This is a genomic window from Agromyces albus (genome assembly GCF_030815405.1).
Classification (GTDB): Bacteria; Actinomycetota; Actinomycetes; order Actinomycetales; family Microbacteriaceae; genus Agromyces; species Agromyces albus_A.
This window is the reverse complement of sequence record NZ_JAUSWX010000001.1, coordinates 2,419,285-2,435,037: the sequence shown is the minus strand read 5'-3', so window position 1 is coordinate 2,435,037 and position 15,753 is coordinate 2,419,285. Positions and strand designations below refer to the sequence as shown.

Below are 15,753 nucleotides of genomic sequence, written 5' to 3'. Positions count from 1 at the left end.
GAGGGCGGCACGCAGCGGCATCCGCGTCGTCCTAGACTGACTGGCGGATCACGACGGAGTCGTCCGACGCACACCCCCCATCACAGAGGAGTTCACTGTGGCATTCATCGAAGCTGTAGGCGCTCGCGAGATTCTCGACTCTCGCGGCAACCCGACCGTCGAGGTCGAGGTGTTGCTCGACGACGGCTCGCTCGCGCGCGCCGCCGTTCCCTCGGGCGCGTCCACGGGCGCCTTCGAGGCGTACGAGCTGCGCGACGGCGACAGCGACCGCTACCTCGGCAAGGGCGTTCAGAAGGCTGTCGACGCCGTGCTCGACGAGCTCGGCCCGGCCATCGAAGACCTCGACGCCGCCGACCAGCGCCTCGTCGACACCGCCCTGCTGCAGGCCGACGGCACCGAGAACAAGAGCCGTCTCGGCGCGAATGCGATCCTCGGCGTGAGCCTCGCCGTGGCGAAGGCCGCCGCCGACTCGGCCGACCTGCCGCTCTTCCGCTACCTCGGCGGCCCGAACGCCCACGTGCTGCCCGTGCCGATGATGAACATCATCAACGGCGGCGCGCACGCCGACACGGGCGTCGACATCCAGGAGTTCATGGTGCTGCCGATCGGCGCGCCGACCTACTCCGAAGGCCTCCGCTGGGGCGTCGAGACGTACCACGCGCTGAAGAGCCTGCTGAAGTCGAAGGGCCTCTCCACCGGCCTCGGCGACGAGGGCGGCTTCGCCCCCGACTTCGAGCACAACCGTGCCGCGCTCGACTTCATCTCCGAGGCGATCGGCAAGGCGGGCTTCACGCTCGGCACCGACATCGCGCTCGGACTCGACGTCGCGGCGACCGAGTTCTACGAGAACGGCGTCTACCACTTCGAGGGCAAGGAACGCACCGCCGCCGAGATGAACGCGTACTACGGCGAGCTCGCCGCGGCGTACCCGCTCATCTCCATCGAAGACCCGCTCGACGAGAACGACTGGGAGGGCTGGGCCGACCTCACCTCGGAGCTCGGCACCAAGCTGCAGCTCGTCGGCGACGACCTATTCGTCACGAACCCGAAGCGACTCGCCGACGGCATCGCCAAGCACGCGGGCAACTCGATCCTCGTGAAGGTGAACCAGATCGGCTCGCTCACCGAGACGCTCGACGCGGTGAAGCTCGCGCAGCGCTCCGGCTACACCGCGGTGCTCTCGCACCGTTCCGGCGAGACGGAAGACACCACGATCGCCGACCTCGCCGTCGCGACCGATTGCGGTCAGATCAAGACGGGCGCGCCCGCCCGGAGCGAGCGCGTGGCCAAGTACAATCAGCTTCTGAGGATCGAAGAGGAACTCGGTGAGGCCGCGGTGTACGCCGGCCGCACGGCGTTCCCCCGCTTCACGGCGTGAGCAAGTGCATCGGGGGTGGCCGTGAGGCCACCCCCGATGCGTCTTCCCGGGTCGGTGAGGAGGGGCGATGAAGGGTGACACGCCGCGCCCCGGCCCCGCAAGAACCGCTTCGGTTCGCTCGGGGTGGCTCAGCGGCATCCGCTTCTCGGGGTTCTCGCTCATCATGATGGGCGTGCTCGTGCTCGGGGTGGTCGTGCTCGCGCCCACCGTCGCGGCGTTCGCGCAGCAGCGCCAGCAGATCGCCGAGATGCGAGCCGAGGTCTCCGAGCAGGAAGAAGACGTGCAGCGCCTCCGCGACGAACGCGAACGCTGGAACGACGAGACCTTCATCGTGACCCAGGCCCGCGAGCGCCTCTACTACGTGATGCCGGGCGAAGTGAGCTACCTCGTGATCGACGACCGTTCAGAGGCCGCGATGGCAGATACCGCGACCGAGGTCTCCGCCGAGGTCACCGAATCGAAGGGCGACTGGATGCGCACCCTGCTCGACTCCGTGATGACCGCAGGGCTCGCGCCCGATCCGAGCGCTCCGGCGGATCCGGTGGTCCCTACGGATCCGGCGGCGTCGACCACGCCCACGACCGAGGGGAGCGACGGATGAGCCGCCCGCCCTTCGAGCCGGCGAGTGAGCGCGACATCCGCATCGTGTCGGCCCAGCTCGGCCGACCGGCGCGTGATGTCGTCGGCATCCCCGCGCGTTGCGTATGCGGTTCGCCCACGGTCGTGGCGACGGCTCCCCGGCTCTCCGACGGCACGCCGTTCCCGACCCTCTATTACCTCACCCACCCGGTCGCGACCGCGGCGATGTCGTTCCTCGAGGCCGCGCAGCTCATGGTCGAATGCACCGAGCTGCTCGCCGCCGATCCCGAGGTCGCCGCCGCATACGAACGCGCTCACCTCGACTACCTCGCCGACCGCGAGTCGATCGACGTGGTTCCCGAGATCGCGGGCATCTCCGCCGGCGGCATGCCGACTCGCGTGAAGTGCCTGCACTCGCTCGCCGCCCACTCGCTCTCGGCCGGCCCGGGGGAGAACCCCATCGGCGACATCGCCCTCGAGCGCTCGAGCTGGACGCCCGAGGTGTGCCGCTGCCCCGACTACGGGGTCGACGACCTCGACAACTCCGACGACTCCGATGACGCGGATGCCGCAACGGAGGCCCGCGCGTGAGTTCCTCCCGCCGGCCCGTCCAGGCCTTCGCGAGGGCCGCCGCCACCGTGGTCGCCGCTACCCTGCTCGCCCTCGCGTGCGCTGCGCCGGCGCACGCCGACACCGTGCGCGACCTCGAGTACTGGCTGAACGACTACGGCTTCACGACCGCGTGGCAGACCTCGCGCGGCAAGGGCGTCACGGTCGCGGTCATCGACACTGGCGTGAACGGCAACGTCGCCGAGCTGCGCGGCGCGATCACCGACGGCACGGATGTCTCGGGCCTCGGCTCGCCCGACGGCCAGACGCCGGTGGGCGAGGAGAGCCATCACGGCACGATGGTCGCCTCACTGCTCGCCGGTCGCGGCAGCGGTGAGGGCACCGGAGTCATCGGCGTCGCGCCCGAGGCCGACATCATCACGGCGTCGGTCGCATTCGGACAGGACACCGGTGCGGTGAAGTCCAACGACGAGCAGATCGCCGAGGCCGTGAGGTGGGCCGTCGACAGCGGCGCCGACGTCATCAACATGTCGCTCACGCGCAACACCGCCGACTGGCCCGAAAGCTGGGACGACGCCTTCATGTACGCGTTCGACCACGACGTCGTCGTGGTCGCGGCGGCGGGCAACCGAGGGAGCGGCACCACCCAGGTGGGCGCCCCGGCCACGATTCCGGGCGTGCTGACCGTCGCGGGCGTCGATCGCAACAAGAATGCGAGTTTCGACGCGAGCTCGCAGGGCATCACGATCGCGGTCTCCGCTCCGAGCGAGAAGCTCGTCGGGGTGCTTCCCGACGGCGGCTACGTGCAGTGGGACGGAACGAGCGCATCGACGCCGCTCGTGGCCGGTCTCGTCGCGCTGATCCGTTCGGAGTATCCCGACCTCGATGCGGCGAACGTCATCGAACGGCTCATCAAGACCGCCGATCCGAATGGGCAGCAGGTGCCGAGCCCGCTCTACGGGTGGGGCATCATCGATCCCGTCGAGGCGCTCACCGCCGAGGTTCCCGAAGTCGAGACGAGTCCGCTCGGCAGCCTCGCCGACTGGATCAAGCTGCACCGGCGGGCGGAGGCCCCGATACCCGACACCGAGGGCGACACCCCGCAGGAGATCGTGCCGATCGCCGATCCGCCGCCGCCGCGCTCGGATGCCGCGCAGACGCTGCTGCCGACACCGTGGACACTCGCCTATGTGACGGTGCCGCTCTCGCTCGTCGCCGGATTTGGTACGCTAGCAGCGCTGTTGGGCATCGGCGCCACTCGGCATACCAGGCGGATCGTCCGCTCTCGCGGGCAGTGATCGCACGCAACAGATAACGAGGAGTCCATTCACCGTGCCCAAGATTTTGATCGTCGGCGGCGGCTATGCGGGGTTCTACACAGCGTGGAAGCTCGAGAAGTGGCTGCGCCCCGGCGAAGCTGAGGTCACGATCGTCGACCCGCTCCCGTACATGACGTACCAGCCGTTCCTCCCCGAGGTCGCCGCAGGTTCCATCGAGCCGCGGCATTCCGTGGTGTCGCAGCGCCGTCACCTCAAGAAGACGAGCGTCGTGACGGCGAAGGTCACTCGCATCGACCACGCCGCGAAGACCGCCACGATCACGCCCGAGCTCGGTGAGCCGTGGGAATTCGAGTACGACGTCATCGTGGTCACGGGTGGCGCGGTCTCGCGCACCTTCCCGATCCCGGGCATCGCCGAGAACGCGATCGGCCTGAAGTCGATCGAAGAGGCCGTCGCGATCCGCGACCGCGTGCTGACGAACTTCGACAAGGCGTCGAACCTCCCGCCCGGCCCCGAGCGCGAGCGCCTGCTCACGTTCGTGGTGGTCGGCGGCGGCTTCGCCGGCATCGAGGTCTTCGGCGAGCTCCGCTCCTTCGCGAGCGCGCTGCTCGAGTACTACCCGCAGCTCACCTTCGACGAGACGCACTTCCACCTCATCGAGGCGATGGGCCGCATCATGCCCGAGGTGTCGCTCGAGACGAGCCACTGGGTCATCAAGCACCTCGCGCAGCGCGGCGCCGAGATCCACCTCGACACCCAGCTCTCGAGCGCCGTCGACGGCGTCATCGAACTCTCCACCGGCGAGTCCTTCGAGTCCGACCTCATCGTCTGGACCGCGGGCGTCATGGCCAATCCGGCCATCGTGCGCTCGAGCGACCTCCCCGTCGAGGAGCGCGGCCGGCTCAAGGCCCGCGCCGACCTCCGCATCGGCGACGAGGACGACTTCGTGCCCGACGCGTGGGCAGCCGGCGACATCGCCGCGGTCCCCGACCTCACGGGCGGCGGTGTCGGCGGGTACTGCGTGCCGAACGCACAGCACGCGGTGCGCCAGGGCAAGCTGCTCGCGAAGAACATCGTCGCCGTGCTCCGTGGTGAGGAGCCGAAGGAGTACTTCCACAAGAACCTCGGTGCGGTCGCCGGTCTCGGCATCGGCTCGGGCGTGTTCCAGTCGGGCAAGATCGCGCTGAAGGGCCTCATCGCCTGGTTCGCGCACCGCGGCTACCACGGCCTCGCGATGCCCAGCTGGGAGCGCAAGTTCCGCGTGTTCTGGGGCTGGTGGAACAACTTCTGGCTCGGCCGCGACATCGTCTCGCTCTCCGCGGTGCAGTCGCCGCGCGCGCAGTTCGAGCAGTTCGCCGCTCGTCCGAAGCCGCCGGCCGCGGCTGCACCGGCGCCGACCGGCCAGATCGCGTCATCCGGTTCGAAGAATGGTGCTGCGAAGCCGGCGAACGAGAAGGCCGGGTCGAAGGCCGACGCCAAGGCCCAGGCGGAACCCGTCGCCGCGAAGTAGTGTGGATCGCGGCGCCGCATCGTGCGGCGCCGCGCTCCCGTAGCCCAATCGGCAGAGGCAGGCGACTTAAACTCGCCCTAGTCTGGGTTCGAGTCCCAGCGGGAGCACCGTCAGCGCTGGCGCGGTTCGCCGATCCAGCCGAGCCGGTCGAGCCGCTGCCACGCAGGGCCCCACGCGCACCAGGCGGCCGGCTAGCCGTGTTCCGCGACCCCGGCATCGAGCGCGATCCCCGGATCACCCTTCGAGAGTCGCCGATGCAACGGGGTGGTGCCCCAGTGGGCCGCGATCTCTTCGGTGAGGGCGCTGAGCACGCGGTCGACATCCGCTTCCGCGGAGTCGTGAACGGCCTCGGCGACGATGAGTGCGCGTGTGGTTCTCGGGCCGATGGCCGAGCGGCCGCTCTGGCGGGTGACCCAGCGTCGTGAGTGGGCGTATCCCGCGCGGTCGGCGTAGACGATCTCGCCGGCGGCCGGGTGCTCGATCTCTCCCGAGAACGTGACGTACGTCTCGACGCCAGTTGCGGGACCTACGGTGAGGTCTCCGTCGACGCGGTCCAGGTCGAGCACGGCGATCGGAATGGCGTGCGCTGCGGAGACCGCATTGCAGAGGTCGACGAGCGGATGCATCCGCGGCAGTTCGCCGTGGGTGCGAAGCCGGCGGAGCAGCGACTCGGCTGCACTTCGGAACTGCGTGGGTTTGAGTCCCATCTGCGCATAGGCGCGGCGCCAGGCCCGGATCGCGGCGAGCTCGCTCTCGGGCATGCCGGCAGCGCGTTCGCAGGCAGCGGTGAGGTATCCATCGACCGCGTCCTCGACCTCGACGTCATGGTGGACAGCCTCGACGATGAGGGATGCTGCGGCCAGACGGGGGAACCGCTGCCACACGTGCTCGGAATGTGTGAACTGTCTCGTCATGTGTTCCTCTCGATGAGCTGGTCGCGACGGGATGTCGGGAAGAACGGGCGGCGTGACCACGGCAGGAACCCGATGACGAGGCCGACGGCGATGACGGCCATGCCGAGCCAGGCCCCGAACGACGGCAGCGGCGCTCCGAGGAGGGATGCGATGAGCGCGGCCGCCGGGGCCGCGATGCCGGCACAGAGTCCGACAGTTCCCGGGCCAAGACGCTGGACGCCGGTGAACCAGAGCACGAACGCGACCGCGGTTGCGACCGCACCGAGGTAGAGGATCGCGGCCACGGTCGCGGGCTCGGCGAACGACGCAGGGGTTGTCCGTTCGATGATCGCGGCGAGCACCGCGAAGATGATCGCGGCGACCACCGCGGTGGCGGCCGAGTAGCTCCACGGTCCCATGCGCGGAAGGGCGCGGGCTCCCAGGAGCGTGAAGCCCGTCTCGCACGCGATGAGCGCGGCGGCCATCAGGATGCCGATCACGTCGCCTCGTCCCCAACCGGTGACGGCGACGGCGCCGATGCTGACGATGATCGCGCCCGTCATCACGCGGGGCGAGGGTCGCCGGCGCTGGCTGAGCGGTCCGGCGACCGCGAGCGCGACGGGGATGCAGGCGACCGCCGCTCCGAGCAGGCCCGGCTCGGCATGGCGGGTCCCGACGATCGTCGCGAGGTTGAAGGCCACCAGCCCCGACATCGCACCACCGATGACCCAGCCGATGTCGCCACGTCGAGGAAGCACGAGCCGGATGCCGAAGGCGCGTGCCATGACCACGAGGGCGACCGCCGCGACGGCATAGCGAGCCGCTTGCACGCCGAGCACGGGGAGGTGCTGCGTCGCGTCGATGACGGCGACGCTGCTGCCGAGCAGCACCATCCCGGCCAGACCCGGCCACGCGCCCCACCACAGCCCGAGCCGAAGGGACGGTTCGGATGCAGCGACAGACCTCATGCATTCCAGCGTGCTGGAGCGATGGCCCTCTCCATAGAGCCAAAGCCCACGCAGTACATTGGTCCAATGGATGGCTCGGACTTCCTCCAACTCGATCCCCGGCAAGTGGCACGAGGTGCGCGGACCGACTGGCTCACGGCCCGCATCCGCGAGGCGGTGCTCGGTCACGTGCTGGTGACCGGCTCTCGGCTGCCGCCGACACGGGTTCTCGCAGCCGACCTGAGGTTCTCGCGCGGCACGGTGGTCGAGGCGTACCGGCGGCTCACCGAGGAGGGGCTCATCGATGGGAACGCGCGCGCCGGCACGATCGTCGTCGCGCAGGCGCAGCACCCGCCGGCAGCATCCGGGCACGTACGGCACGCCGAGGACAGAAGCGGTTCGGCCGGAATCGACGCGCCCCGCAGCCTCGACGTCATCGACCTGGCTGCAGGGTTGCCCGACCTCGCGTCGTTCCCGCGGACCGCCTGGTTGCGCGCAGAGAACGAGGCGCTGTCGACTGCCACCACGCGTCAGCTCGGGTATGGGAGGCCCGAGGGTGTCGAGGAGCTCAGGCGGGAGCTGAGCGGATGGCTCAGCCGTTCACGCGGCGTCACGGCGCCTCCGGATCGCATCATCGTCACGGCCGGCGTGACCGGGGCGGTCAGCCTGCTCGCGCAGGTCCTGCGCACCAACGGCCACACCACCGTCGCCGTCGAGGATCCGAGCGCCGAGGGGAGCCGACGAATCCTGCACTACTGGATGCCCGACGTCAGCCCCGTGCCCGTCGACGACGACGGGATCGAAACGCGATCGCTCGCCGAATCAGGCGCGCACGCGGTGCTCGTGACCCCGGCGCACCAATACCCCACCGGAGTCGTGCTTTCGCCGGACCGGCGGCGTGAGCTGGTCGCCTGGACGCGCGACGGCGAGAACCTGATCATCGAAGACGACTACGACGCCGAGTACCGCTACGATCGCAGGCCGGTCCGTGCCGTGCAGCCGCTCGCTCCCGACGCGGTCGCCTACACCGCGAGCCTGTCCAAGACCCTCGCCCCGGCACTGCGACTCGGCTGGCTCGTGCCGCCGGCGCACCTCCACCGGGAGCTCGTCGAGTTGCGCTGGGCCACCGACCTCGGCTCTCCGGCATTGCCGCAACTGACGCTCGCGCTCCTCCTCGCGAACGGCACACTCGAACGACACCTGCGCGTCATGCGCAGCCGGCACCGGGTGCGGCGCGACGCGGCGGTCACGGCCATCCGCGAGTCGATCCCAGCCCTGCACATCGGAGGCGTTGCGGCGGGTCTTCACCTCGTCGTGAGACTCCCCGAGCAGCTCGACGACGAACACGTCGCAGCCGATGCCCGTGCCGAGGGCGTCATCGTCCAGCCCCTGAGCAGGCATTACGCAGGTTCGGGCGCACCCGGGCTCATCATCAACTACGCCGGCCACCATCCGGCGCGACTTCAGACCGCGATCAGCGCCATCGCTCGAGTCGTCGCGGGTCGCACGACCGGCTGATCAGTGCCAACCGGTTCCGATCTGATCCCCGGAGTGAGTTCCCCAGCCGCCGGCGCCGTTGCCGCGGTAGAGACGGAGCACACCGCTCTCGGTGATCCCGAGGACGTCTGCGGCTCCATCACCGGTGAAGTCTCCAGAGCTCGTCAAGGTGATGAACTGGTCCCATTCCGACCCGATGAGGACGCCGCGCGGGTCAGCCCAGCTCCCCGAGCCGTTGCCGGTGTACAGGCGGAGTGCGCCTGCCGGGGTGACCGCGAGCACGTCGGCTTTCGCGTCGCCGCTGAAATCGCCCGGGCTGAGGACCTTGGTGAAGTGACCCCAGCCCGAACCGATCATCTGTCCGGTCGGTGACGTCCATCCACCCGAGCCATTGCCGGAGTACAACGACATCATCCCGTCCGGCCTCACTCCGATGATGTCCACGCGCCGGTCTCCGTTGAAGTCGCCGGGTGAGAACACGGACGTGAACACGTTCCACCCGTTCCCGATGACGGTTCCGCCGGCGTTCGCCCAGCCGCCCGCAGCGTTGCCCGGGTAGATGCGCATCGTTCCGTCGGTCGTGATGCCGATGAGGTCGGACGCTCCATCACCGCTGAAGTCTCCGGGTGCGACGACCTTCTCCATCCCATCCCACGAGCTGCCGATCGAGATTCCCGCGAGCGACAGCCACGAGCCCTGACCGTCGCCCTGGTAGTAGGAGAGGGTCCCGGTCGTGACGATTCGGAAGACGTCAGACGATCCGTCGCCGTTGAAGTCCGCGGTGCCGATCGCGAGCTTCGCGAGCACGCTGTCTGGAGTCGACCCATCCCTGACGGCGCCACTCGTCGGTATCGCCAGATGGAGGTGGTCGCATGAATCGGCGAATCGACTCGTGATGTACTCCAGCGAGATCGAACTGCCACACCCCGACTGACCGGCTTGGGTGCCCCGGGGAACGATGGAGTCGAGGAACCTCAGGAACGGGATGGACCCGGAGCCGCCCGTGATGCGCGTGCCTCCGACGCGGACGAAGTCGACGGCCCGTCCGGGGTCGGAACAGTGCGGGGACGTGTAGCTTGTCGGGCAGGGCGGGTCCTGCAGCACGCCGGGACACGATCGGAGCAGGTCGCTGATGAAGAGCGAACCGTACTCGTTCAGCGTCAGCACCAGGATCTGGAACACCCGGATGTCGAGGCGGCACCCGGCTGCGGGAGCCTCGCCACGCGCGACCGGTGCGATGATCTGGGACACCACTCCATACGAGATGGAATCGAAGCGCCCCTGTGCACGGGCGTGCATGAGCGTCTGCGCCAGGACCTGGGGATTGCCGGAGACCGCCCGCGCCTGCTCCGGTTGACCGGGGAAGATCGTCGTCGTGCAGATGATCGCCGCCCCGAGTGCTCCCAGCAACAGCCTTCGCAGCCATCGTCGACGACTCGGAAGGCTCCGTGATTGTGGTGTAGCGGTGTTGCCCATATGACTTCTCGGTGCGATCCGGCTGGTTGGCCCGTGATGAGCAACCTACGTTGATCGCGACGTCACGTCATGTCATGCAAAGTGCCGACTTGCGTTCGCCTGGCTTGGCGGCCAAACTTGTCGCCTTCGATGGCCCCGACTACGTGAGCCGGTCCAGTCGGCGCAGGATCAGCCCCTCGCGGAGCGCCCACGGCGAGACTTCGAGCACTTTCGCCTTGAAGGCGCGCATCGTCTCGGAGAGCACGATGGCGCCTGCGACGATCTGGAACGTGCGGTCCTCGGTGATGCCGGGCAGTGCCGGACGCGCGTCGGCGGGGATGCGTGCCAGTCGCGGGATCCAGTCATCGAGGGCCGAGAGCTTCAGGATGCTGCGCTCCTCAGCTCCGACGCCTTCCTCTGTGCTTCCGGCGAGCTTCGCGAGTGAACGGATCGTCTTGGACGAGCCCACGACATGGTCGGCTTCGGGAATGCCGCCGATGTCGTGGAGGGTCTCGGAGAGCAGGCCGCGGGCATGCTTGCGGAGTCGTTCGACCTGCTTCTCGGTGGGCGGGTCGTCGGGCAGGAACTCGATCGTCGAGCGGCCGGCGCCGAGCGGCACCGAGTGTGCGACATCCGGGATCTCGTCGCCCCCGTGCGCGATCTCGAGCGACCCGCCTCCGATGTCGAAGAGGAGCACCCGTCCGGCCGACCAGCCGTACCAGCGTCGCACCGCAAGGAACGTGAGGCGCGCCTCGTCGGAGCCGCTGAGCACCGTGAGGTGGATGCCTGCTGCCTCCTCGATGCGGGCCAGCACCGCCGCGCCGTTGGCCGCCTCGCGGATCGCGGATGTCGCGAACGCGAGCATCTCGTCGATACCCGACTTGCGGGCCACCCGGGCAGCGTCGCTGACGGCGGTGACGATCGCCTCGACGCCCTGCTCGCTGATCGCGCCGTCGTCGTCGAGGTAGCGCATGAGCCGCAGCACCGACTTGTGCGACGCCGCGGGGATCGGACGAGCGCCGGGATGTGCATCGACGACGAGCAGGTGCACGGTGTTGGAACCGACATCGAGAACCCCGAGACGCATGTTGCGAGCGTAGCGGGCCGACGAAGACGTGGCGCGCAGCCGGCGCCGACGACCGGTGCGCCCAGCGGGACTTTGGTGCATACTGGTGCGACTGGGACGACCGTCCCACTTCGGTCGGCGATGGCGTCGAGAGGAGTCGCGTGGGCCGCATCCCCGCTCCCGAGCGCCGCAGCGCACTCGTCGAAGCCGCCTTGCGCGTGGTCTCCCGCCGCGGCATCGCACAGGCCACGACGCGGGCGATCGTCGCCGAGGCGGGCATGTCGCTCGCGAGCTTCCACTACGCGTTCGAATCACGTGACGAGCTCATCGACGAACTCATCACCACGGTCGTCGCTCGCGAGCAGCACTCCGTGCTCCCCGAGCCCGTGCCGGACGGAGACCTGCGCGAGATCCTCGAGGCAGGACTGCTGCGCTACGTCGATCACTTGCGTGCCGATCCCGAGCATGAGCAGGCGATGCTCGAGCTCACGCAGCACGCGCTGCGGTCGCCCGAGCGGCATCCGCTCGCCGTCGCGCAATACGCACGGTACGCCGAGCTCGCGGCGCACTCGCTCGAGGTCGCCGCGAGCCACGCCGGGACCACGTGGGACCGGCCCGTGGAACAGGTGGCCCGCGTACTCGTGGCCTTCACCGACGGACTCACCCTGACGTGGCTCGTCGACCGCGACGACGATGCAGCACGAGCGGTCGCGCACGCCGCCGCCGACGCCCTCTCGAGAATGGCCGAACCGCGATGACGACCGTCGACACAGCTCCCTCTGCACTCGGCGAACCGACCCGGCGGGTCTCACGGGGCTGGATCGCGGCGTTCGCGGGCTCCTGGCTCGGCATCTGGATGGCGCAGCTCACGCCCGTGCAATTGCTGCTGCCCGCACAGATCGATGCGCAGCTGCATCCCGACGACTGGGTCGACAGCGTGATGGCGTTCGGCGTCATCTCGGGCATCGCCTCGCTCTTCGTGATCGTCGCGTATCCGCTCACCGGTGCGCTCTCCGACCGCACGACGTCGCGGTTCGGTCGCAGGCGCCCGTGGATCGCGATCGGCGCGCTCGTGTTCGCGTTCTCGCTCGTCGCGCTCGGCTTCCAGACCGAGCTGTGGACGATCGGGGCCGCGTGGATCGCGGCGACCGTCGGCTTCTGCATCATGACGGCCGCGCTCACGGCGACGATCTCCGACCAGGTGGCGGTCGGCCAGCGCGGCTTCGTCTCGGGCTGGATGTCGGCGCCGCAGGCGGTGGGCATCATCGTGGGCCTCGTGATCGTGACCGAACTCGTGCCGGGCACGGCGGCGGGCTACGCCGTGCTCGCGGTGGTGCTCCTCGTGCTCGTGGTGCCGTTCCTGCGGCGCCACGACCAGCCGCTCGCGGCGGTCGAGCGAGCCCGCGTGTCGGCCCGCAGCATCCTCGCGAGCCTGTGGATCAGCCCGAGGCAGTATCCCGACTTCGGCTGGACGCTGCTCAGCCGAGTGCTCGTCTCGATCGGCAACGCCCTCGGCACGAGCCTGCTGCTGTACTTCCTGATGTTCGGTCTGGGCGACGAGAACGCCGAGGCCGACCTCATCATCCTCACGCTCATCTACATGGTGTTCGTCATCATCGCCTCGCTCACCCTCGGCCGCCTCTCCGACCGACTCGGGCGCCGCCGCGTGTTCGTGTTCGTGGCGGCCGGGCTGCAGGGCGTCGCGGCGCTCCTGCTCGCGATCCTGCCCGACTTCACCGTCGCGATGATCGCCGCGGGGCTCCTCGGCCTCGGATACGGCTGCTTCCTCTCGGTCGACCAGGCGCTCGCCACCCAGGTGCTGCCCGACCCGGCGTCGCGCGGCAAAGACCTCGGCATCATGAACATCGCTTCGGCCGTTCCCCAGTCGATCGGTCCATTGCTCGGCGCGTTCGCCGTGCTCGCGACGGGCTCGTTCACGCTCGTGTTCGTGCTCGGCGCGATCTTCGCCTTCGGCGGCGCGCTCGCCGTCTCTCGCGTGCGGAGCGTGCGCTGATGAGCCTCGAACTGCGCCTCACGGGTAATCCGGCGACGGATGCCGCGAGCTGGCTCACTCCAGAACGGCACTGGCCGGCCCTCACCGCCGCGACGGCGCACCTCGATGCTCCCGTCGGCGCCCTCCACCTCAGGGCGCTGCGGCACAACGGGCTCGACATGGTGCGCCGCGCGAACGGTACCCCCATCCGCATCGCGTCGAAATCGGTGCGCGTGCGCAGCGTCATCGAGGCGCTGCTCGAGATGCCCGGCTACCGGGGGGTGCTCGCCTACACGCTCGCCGAGGCGCTGTGGCTCGCCGATTCGGTCGACGACCTCGTGGTCGGCTACCCGACCGCGGAGCGCGGCGGCATCCTTCGACTGTCGACCGACCCTGCCCTGGCGAGCCGCATCACCCTCATGGTCGACTCGCCAGCGCAGCTCGACCTCATCGACTCGGTGCTGCCGCCCGGGCGGCGCGAGACGATCCGGGTGTGCCTCGAGCTCGACGCCTCGTGGGATGCGCCCGTGCTCGGCCACCTCGGCGTACGTCGATCGCCCGTGCACGACCCCGCCGACGCGGGCGCGCTCGCTGCCTACATCGCGAAACGGCCCGGGTTCGCGCTCGTCGGCATGATGTCGTACGAGGCCCAGATCGCGGGAGTCGTGAACCAGCCCGAAGGTCGACCGATCGACGCGGCGCTGAACCGCTGGATGCAGTCCCGATCGATGCCCGAGCTCGTCGAGCGCCGCGCGCGCGCCGTCGCGGCCGTGCGCCGGCACGCCGAGCTCGAGTTCGTGAACGGCGGTGGCACGGGCTCGCTCGAGCTCACGTCGGCCGACCCGTCGATCACCGAGGTCGCCGCGGGTTCCGGCCTCTTCGGCGGGCACCTCTTCGACGGCTACGCGCACTTCACGCCAGCCCCCGCTGCGGCCTTCGCGCTCGACGTGGTGCGCTCGCCGAGCCCCGCGCACGCGACGATCCTCGGCGGCGGCTGGATCGCCTCGGGACCGCCCGCGGCCGACCGTGTTCCTCGCATCGTGTGGCCCGAGGGGCTCTCGATGGTCGCGCGCGAGTCGGCAGGCGAGGTGCAGACCCCGGTCACCGGTCGAGCTGCGGCCCGACTCGAAGCCGGCGACCGGGTCTGGTTCCGGCACACGAAGTCGGGCGAGCTCTCGGAGCACCTGAACGAGTTCGCCGTGGTCGACGGCGGTGCGGTCGTCGAGACGATCCCGACCTACCGGGGAGAGGGCAAGGCGTTCCTGTGACCGCGAGCGGAGCGGTGTGGCGCAATTGGGCCCGCACCGAGTCGGTGCGTCCGAAGCGCGTGGAGCGACCGGCCACGGCCGGCGCCGTGCAGCGAGCCGTGGCCGCCGCCGCGGCATCCGGTCTCCGGGTGAAGCCCGTGGGCTCAGGCCACAGCTTCACGGGCATCGCCGTCGCCCCCGATGTGCAGCTCGACCTCACCGACCTCTCGGGAGTGATCGACGCGGATGTCGCGACCGGCCGCGTCACGCTCGCCGCCGGCACCCGGCTCCACGAACTGCCTCGCCTGCTCGCACCCTATGGGCTCGCGCTGCCCAACATGGGCGACATCGACAAGCAGACGATCGCCGGTGCCACCTCGACGGGTACCCACGGCACCGGGCTCGCCTTCGGCGGTCTCGCGACGCAGATCGTCGGCGCGAAGCTCGTCGACGGTGCGGGGGAACTCGTCACCGTGAGCGAGACCGAACGGCCCGAGCTCCTGCCCGCCGTGCGACTGGGACTCGGCGCCCTCGGCGTGCTCGTCGAGATGACCCTGCAACTCGTGCCGCGGTTCGTGCTGCACGCGGTCGAGAGGCCCGAACCGCTCGACGCGGTGCTCGAGGGGTGGCTCGATCGGGTGCGTCGAGCCGACCACTTCGACCTGTACTGGTTCCCGCACACCGACACGGCGCTCGCGAAGACGAACACGCGTCTGCCCGGCGATGCGCCGAGGAAGCCGCGCGGGCGCCTGGCACGGTGGGTCGACGACGAGCTCCTCGCAAACGGCGCCTATCGTGCGATCTGCGGGCTCGGCGTGGCCGCGCCGGCCACCACGCCGTTCTTCGCCCGGAAGCTCGACAAGGTCACGGGTGACCGGGACTTCACCGACTTCTCGCCCGCGGTGTTCACCACGAATCGGACGGTTCGCTTCCGTGAGATGGAGTACGCGGTTCCGCTCGAGGTCGTGCCCGAGGCGCTTCGCGAGGTGCGAGCCCTCATCGAACGGCGCGGCTGGCGCATCAGCTTCCCGATCGAAGTGCGTGCGGCGGCATCCGACGACAACTGGCTCTCGACGGCGTACGGCCGAGACACCGGCTATCTCGCCGTGCACCGGTACTTCCGCGAGGACCCAGGCGAGTACTTCGCCGCCGTGGAGCAGATCATGGTCGGCTTCGGCGGGCGGCCGCACTGGGGCAAGCTGCACTCGCGCACGGCGGCGCAGTTGCGCGAGGTGTACCCGCGGTTCGACGACTTCCTGCTGGTGCGCGAGGAGCTCGATCCCGAGCGGCGCTTCGCAAATCCCTACCTCGAGCGCGTGCTCGGCGCGTAGGTCACGC

14 protein-coding genes and 1 tRNA gene are annotated in these 15,753 nt (G+C 69.7%); 11 read left to right on the top strand and 4 right to left on the bottom strand.

Annotated elements, in window-relative coordinates:
- Positions 1 to 97 precede the first annotated feature (97 nt).
- From eno to QFZ29_RS11390, 6 genes are all read left to right on the top strand, one after another.
- Positions 98 to 1,378 carry a phosphopyruvate hydratase gene (eno, locus tag QFZ29_RS11415; protein ID WP_306894224.1) on the top strand — a complete coding sequence of 427 codons (1,281 nt, stop codon included), beginning with the start codon at positions 98 to 100 and terminating at the stop codon, positions 1,376 to 1,378.
- Between the two features lie 67 nt (positions 1,379 to 1,445).
- The gene (locus QFZ29_RS11410; RefSeq protein ID WP_306894223.1) at positions 1,446 to 1,979 is read left to right on the top strand and encodes an FtsB family cell division protein; all 534 of its coding nucleotides are present in this window, start codon (positions 1,446 to 1,448) and stop codon (positions 1,977 to 1,979) included.
- Positions 1,976 to 2,548, top strand: coding sequence for a DUF501 domain-containing protein (locus QFZ29_RS11405; protein WP_306894222.1), 573 nt, complete (start codon positions 1,976 to 1,978; stop codon positions 2,546 to 2,548). Before QFZ29_RS11410 ends, QFZ29_RS11405 begins: the two co-directional genes overlap by 4 nt.
- Complete coding sequence (locus QFZ29_RS11400; protein WP_306894221.1) at positions 2,545 to 3,825, top strand: S8 family serine peptidase; 1,281 nt, start codon at positions 2,545 to 2,547, stop codon at positions 3,823 to 3,825. Before QFZ29_RS11405 ends, QFZ29_RS11400 begins: the two co-directional genes overlap by 4 nt.
- A gap of 34 nt (positions 3,826 to 3,859) precedes the next feature.
- Positions 3,860 to 5,317 (top strand): NAD(P)/FAD-dependent oxidoreductase, encoded by a 1,458-nt coding sequence (locus QFZ29_RS11395; RefSeq protein ID WP_306894220.1) that lies wholly within the window; start codon positions 3,860 to 3,862, stop codon positions 5,315 to 5,317.
- A 33-nt stretch (positions 5,318 to 5,350) separates the two neighbouring features.
- Positions 5,351 to 5,424, top strand: a tRNA-Leu gene (locus QFZ29_RS11390).
- Positions 5,425 to 5,508: 84 nt separating this feature from the next.
- On the opposite strand, the gene QFZ29_RS11385 is transcribed toward QFZ29_RS11390, so the two are convergent.
- The gene (locus QFZ29_RS11385) at positions 5,509 to 6,231 is read right to left on the bottom strand and encodes a B3/B4 domain-containing protein (protein ID WP_306894219.1); all 723 of its coding nucleotides are present in this window, start codon (positions 6,229 to 6,231) and stop codon (positions 5,509 to 5,511) included.
- The gene (locus tag QFZ29_RS11380) at positions 6,228 to 7,178 is read right to left on the bottom strand and encodes a DMT family transporter (RefSeq protein ID WP_306894218.1); all 951 of its coding nucleotides are present in this window, start codon (positions 7,176 to 7,178) and stop codon (positions 6,228 to 6,230) included. The genes QFZ29_RS11385 and QFZ29_RS11380 overlap by 4 nt, the downstream gene beginning before the upstream one ends.
- A gap of 66 nt (positions 7,179 to 7,244) precedes the next feature.
- Here QFZ29_RS11380 and pdxR point away from each other — a divergent pair, with 66 nt between their 5' ends.
- A complete protein-coding gene (gene pdxR / locus QFZ29_RS11375) occupies positions 7,245 to 8,675 on the top strand; it encodes a MocR-like pyridoxine biosynthesis transcription factor PdxR (RefSeq protein WP_306894217.1) in 1,431 nt (476 codons plus the stop codon).
- On the opposite strand, the gene QFZ29_RS11370 is transcribed toward pdxR, so the two are convergent.
- Together QFZ29_RS11370 and QFZ29_RS11365 are read right to left on the bottom strand one after the other, a co-directional pair.
- Positions 8,676 to 10,064: an FG-GAP repeat domain-containing protein gene (locus tag QFZ29_RS11370; protein ID WP_306894216.1), complete on the bottom strand. Its 1,389-nt coding sequence runs from the start codon at positions 10,062 to 10,064 to the stop codon at positions 8,676 to 8,678. It abuts the gene before it with no gap.
- A 205-nt stretch (positions 10,065 to 10,269) separates the two neighbouring features.
- On the bottom strand, positions 10,270 to 11,196 hold the full coding sequence (locus QFZ29_RS11365; protein ID WP_306894215.1) for a Ppx/GppA phosphatase family protein: 927 nt from the start codon (positions 11,194 to 11,196) through the stop codon (positions 10,270 to 10,272).
- Positions 11,197 to 11,336: 140 nt separating this feature from the next.
- On the opposite strand from QFZ29_RS11365, the gene QFZ29_RS11360 reads away from it, so the two are divergent.
- Genes QFZ29_RS11360 through QFZ29_RS11345 form a run of 4 tightly spaced genes read left to right on the top strand, consistent with a single transcriptional unit; the run spans position 11,337 to position 15,746 of the window.
- Entirely contained in the window at positions 11,337 to 11,933 is a 597-nt protein-coding gene (locus QFZ29_RS11360; protein ID WP_306894214.1) for a TetR/AcrR family transcriptional regulator, read from the top strand.
- Positions 11,930 to 13,189: an MFS transporter gene (locus QFZ29_RS11355; protein WP_306894213.1), complete on the top strand. Its 1,260-nt coding sequence runs from the start codon at positions 11,930 to 11,932 to the stop codon at positions 13,187 to 13,189. The genes QFZ29_RS11360 and QFZ29_RS11355 overlap by 4 nt, the downstream gene beginning before the upstream one ends.
- Positions 13,189 to 14,436 carry an alanine racemase gene (locus QFZ29_RS11350; protein WP_306894212.1) on the top strand — a complete coding sequence of 416 codons (1,248 nt, stop codon included), beginning with the start codon at positions 13,189 to 13,191 and terminating at the stop codon, positions 14,434 to 14,436. The genes QFZ29_RS11355 and QFZ29_RS11350 overlap by 1 nt, the downstream gene beginning before the upstream one ends.
- On the top strand, positions 14,433 to 15,746 hold the full coding sequence (locus tag QFZ29_RS11345; protein WP_306894211.1) for a D-arabinono-1,4-lactone oxidase: 1,314 nt from the start codon (positions 14,433 to 14,435) through the stop codon (positions 15,744 to 15,746). The genes QFZ29_RS11350 and QFZ29_RS11345 overlap by 4 nt, the downstream gene beginning before the upstream one ends.
- Positions 15,747 to 15,753 lie beyond the last annotated feature (7 nt).

Excerpts from the sequence above, each read along its gene's own strand:
- QFZ29_RS11410 (WP_306894223.1), top strand. The coding sequence starts at position 1,446 with ATGAAGGGTGACACGCCGCGCCCCGGCCCCGCAAGAACCGCTTCGGTT.
- QFZ29_RS11405 (WP_306894222.1), top strand. The coding sequence starts at position 1,976 with ATGAGCCGCCCGCCCTTCGAGCCGGCGAGTGAGCGCGACATCCGCATC.
- QFZ29_RS11385 (WP_306894219.1), bottom strand. The coding sequence starts at position 6,231 with ATGACGAGACAGTTCACACATTCCGAGCACGTGTGGCAGCGGTTCCCC.
- QFZ29_RS11350 (WP_306894212.1), top strand. The coding sequence starts at position 13,189 with ATGAGCCTCGAACTGCGCCTCACGGGTAATCCGGCGACGGATGCCGCG.
- QFZ29_RS11355 (WP_306894213.1), top strand. The coding sequence starts at position 11,930 with ATGACGACCGTCGACACAGCTCCCTCTGCACTCGGCGAACCGACCCGG.
- QFZ29_RS11365 (WP_306894215.1), bottom strand. The coding sequence starts at position 11,196 with ATGCGTCTCGGGGTTCTCGATGTCGGTTCCAACACCGTGCACCTGCTC.
- QFZ29_RS11380 (WP_306894218.1), bottom strand. The coding sequence starts at position 7,178 with ATGAGGTCTGTCGCTGCATCCGAACCGTCCCTTCGGCTCGGGCTGTGG.
- pdxR (WP_306894217.1), top strand. The coding sequence starts at position 7,245 with ATGGATGGCTCGGACTTCCTCCAACTCGATCCCCGGCAAGTGGCACGA.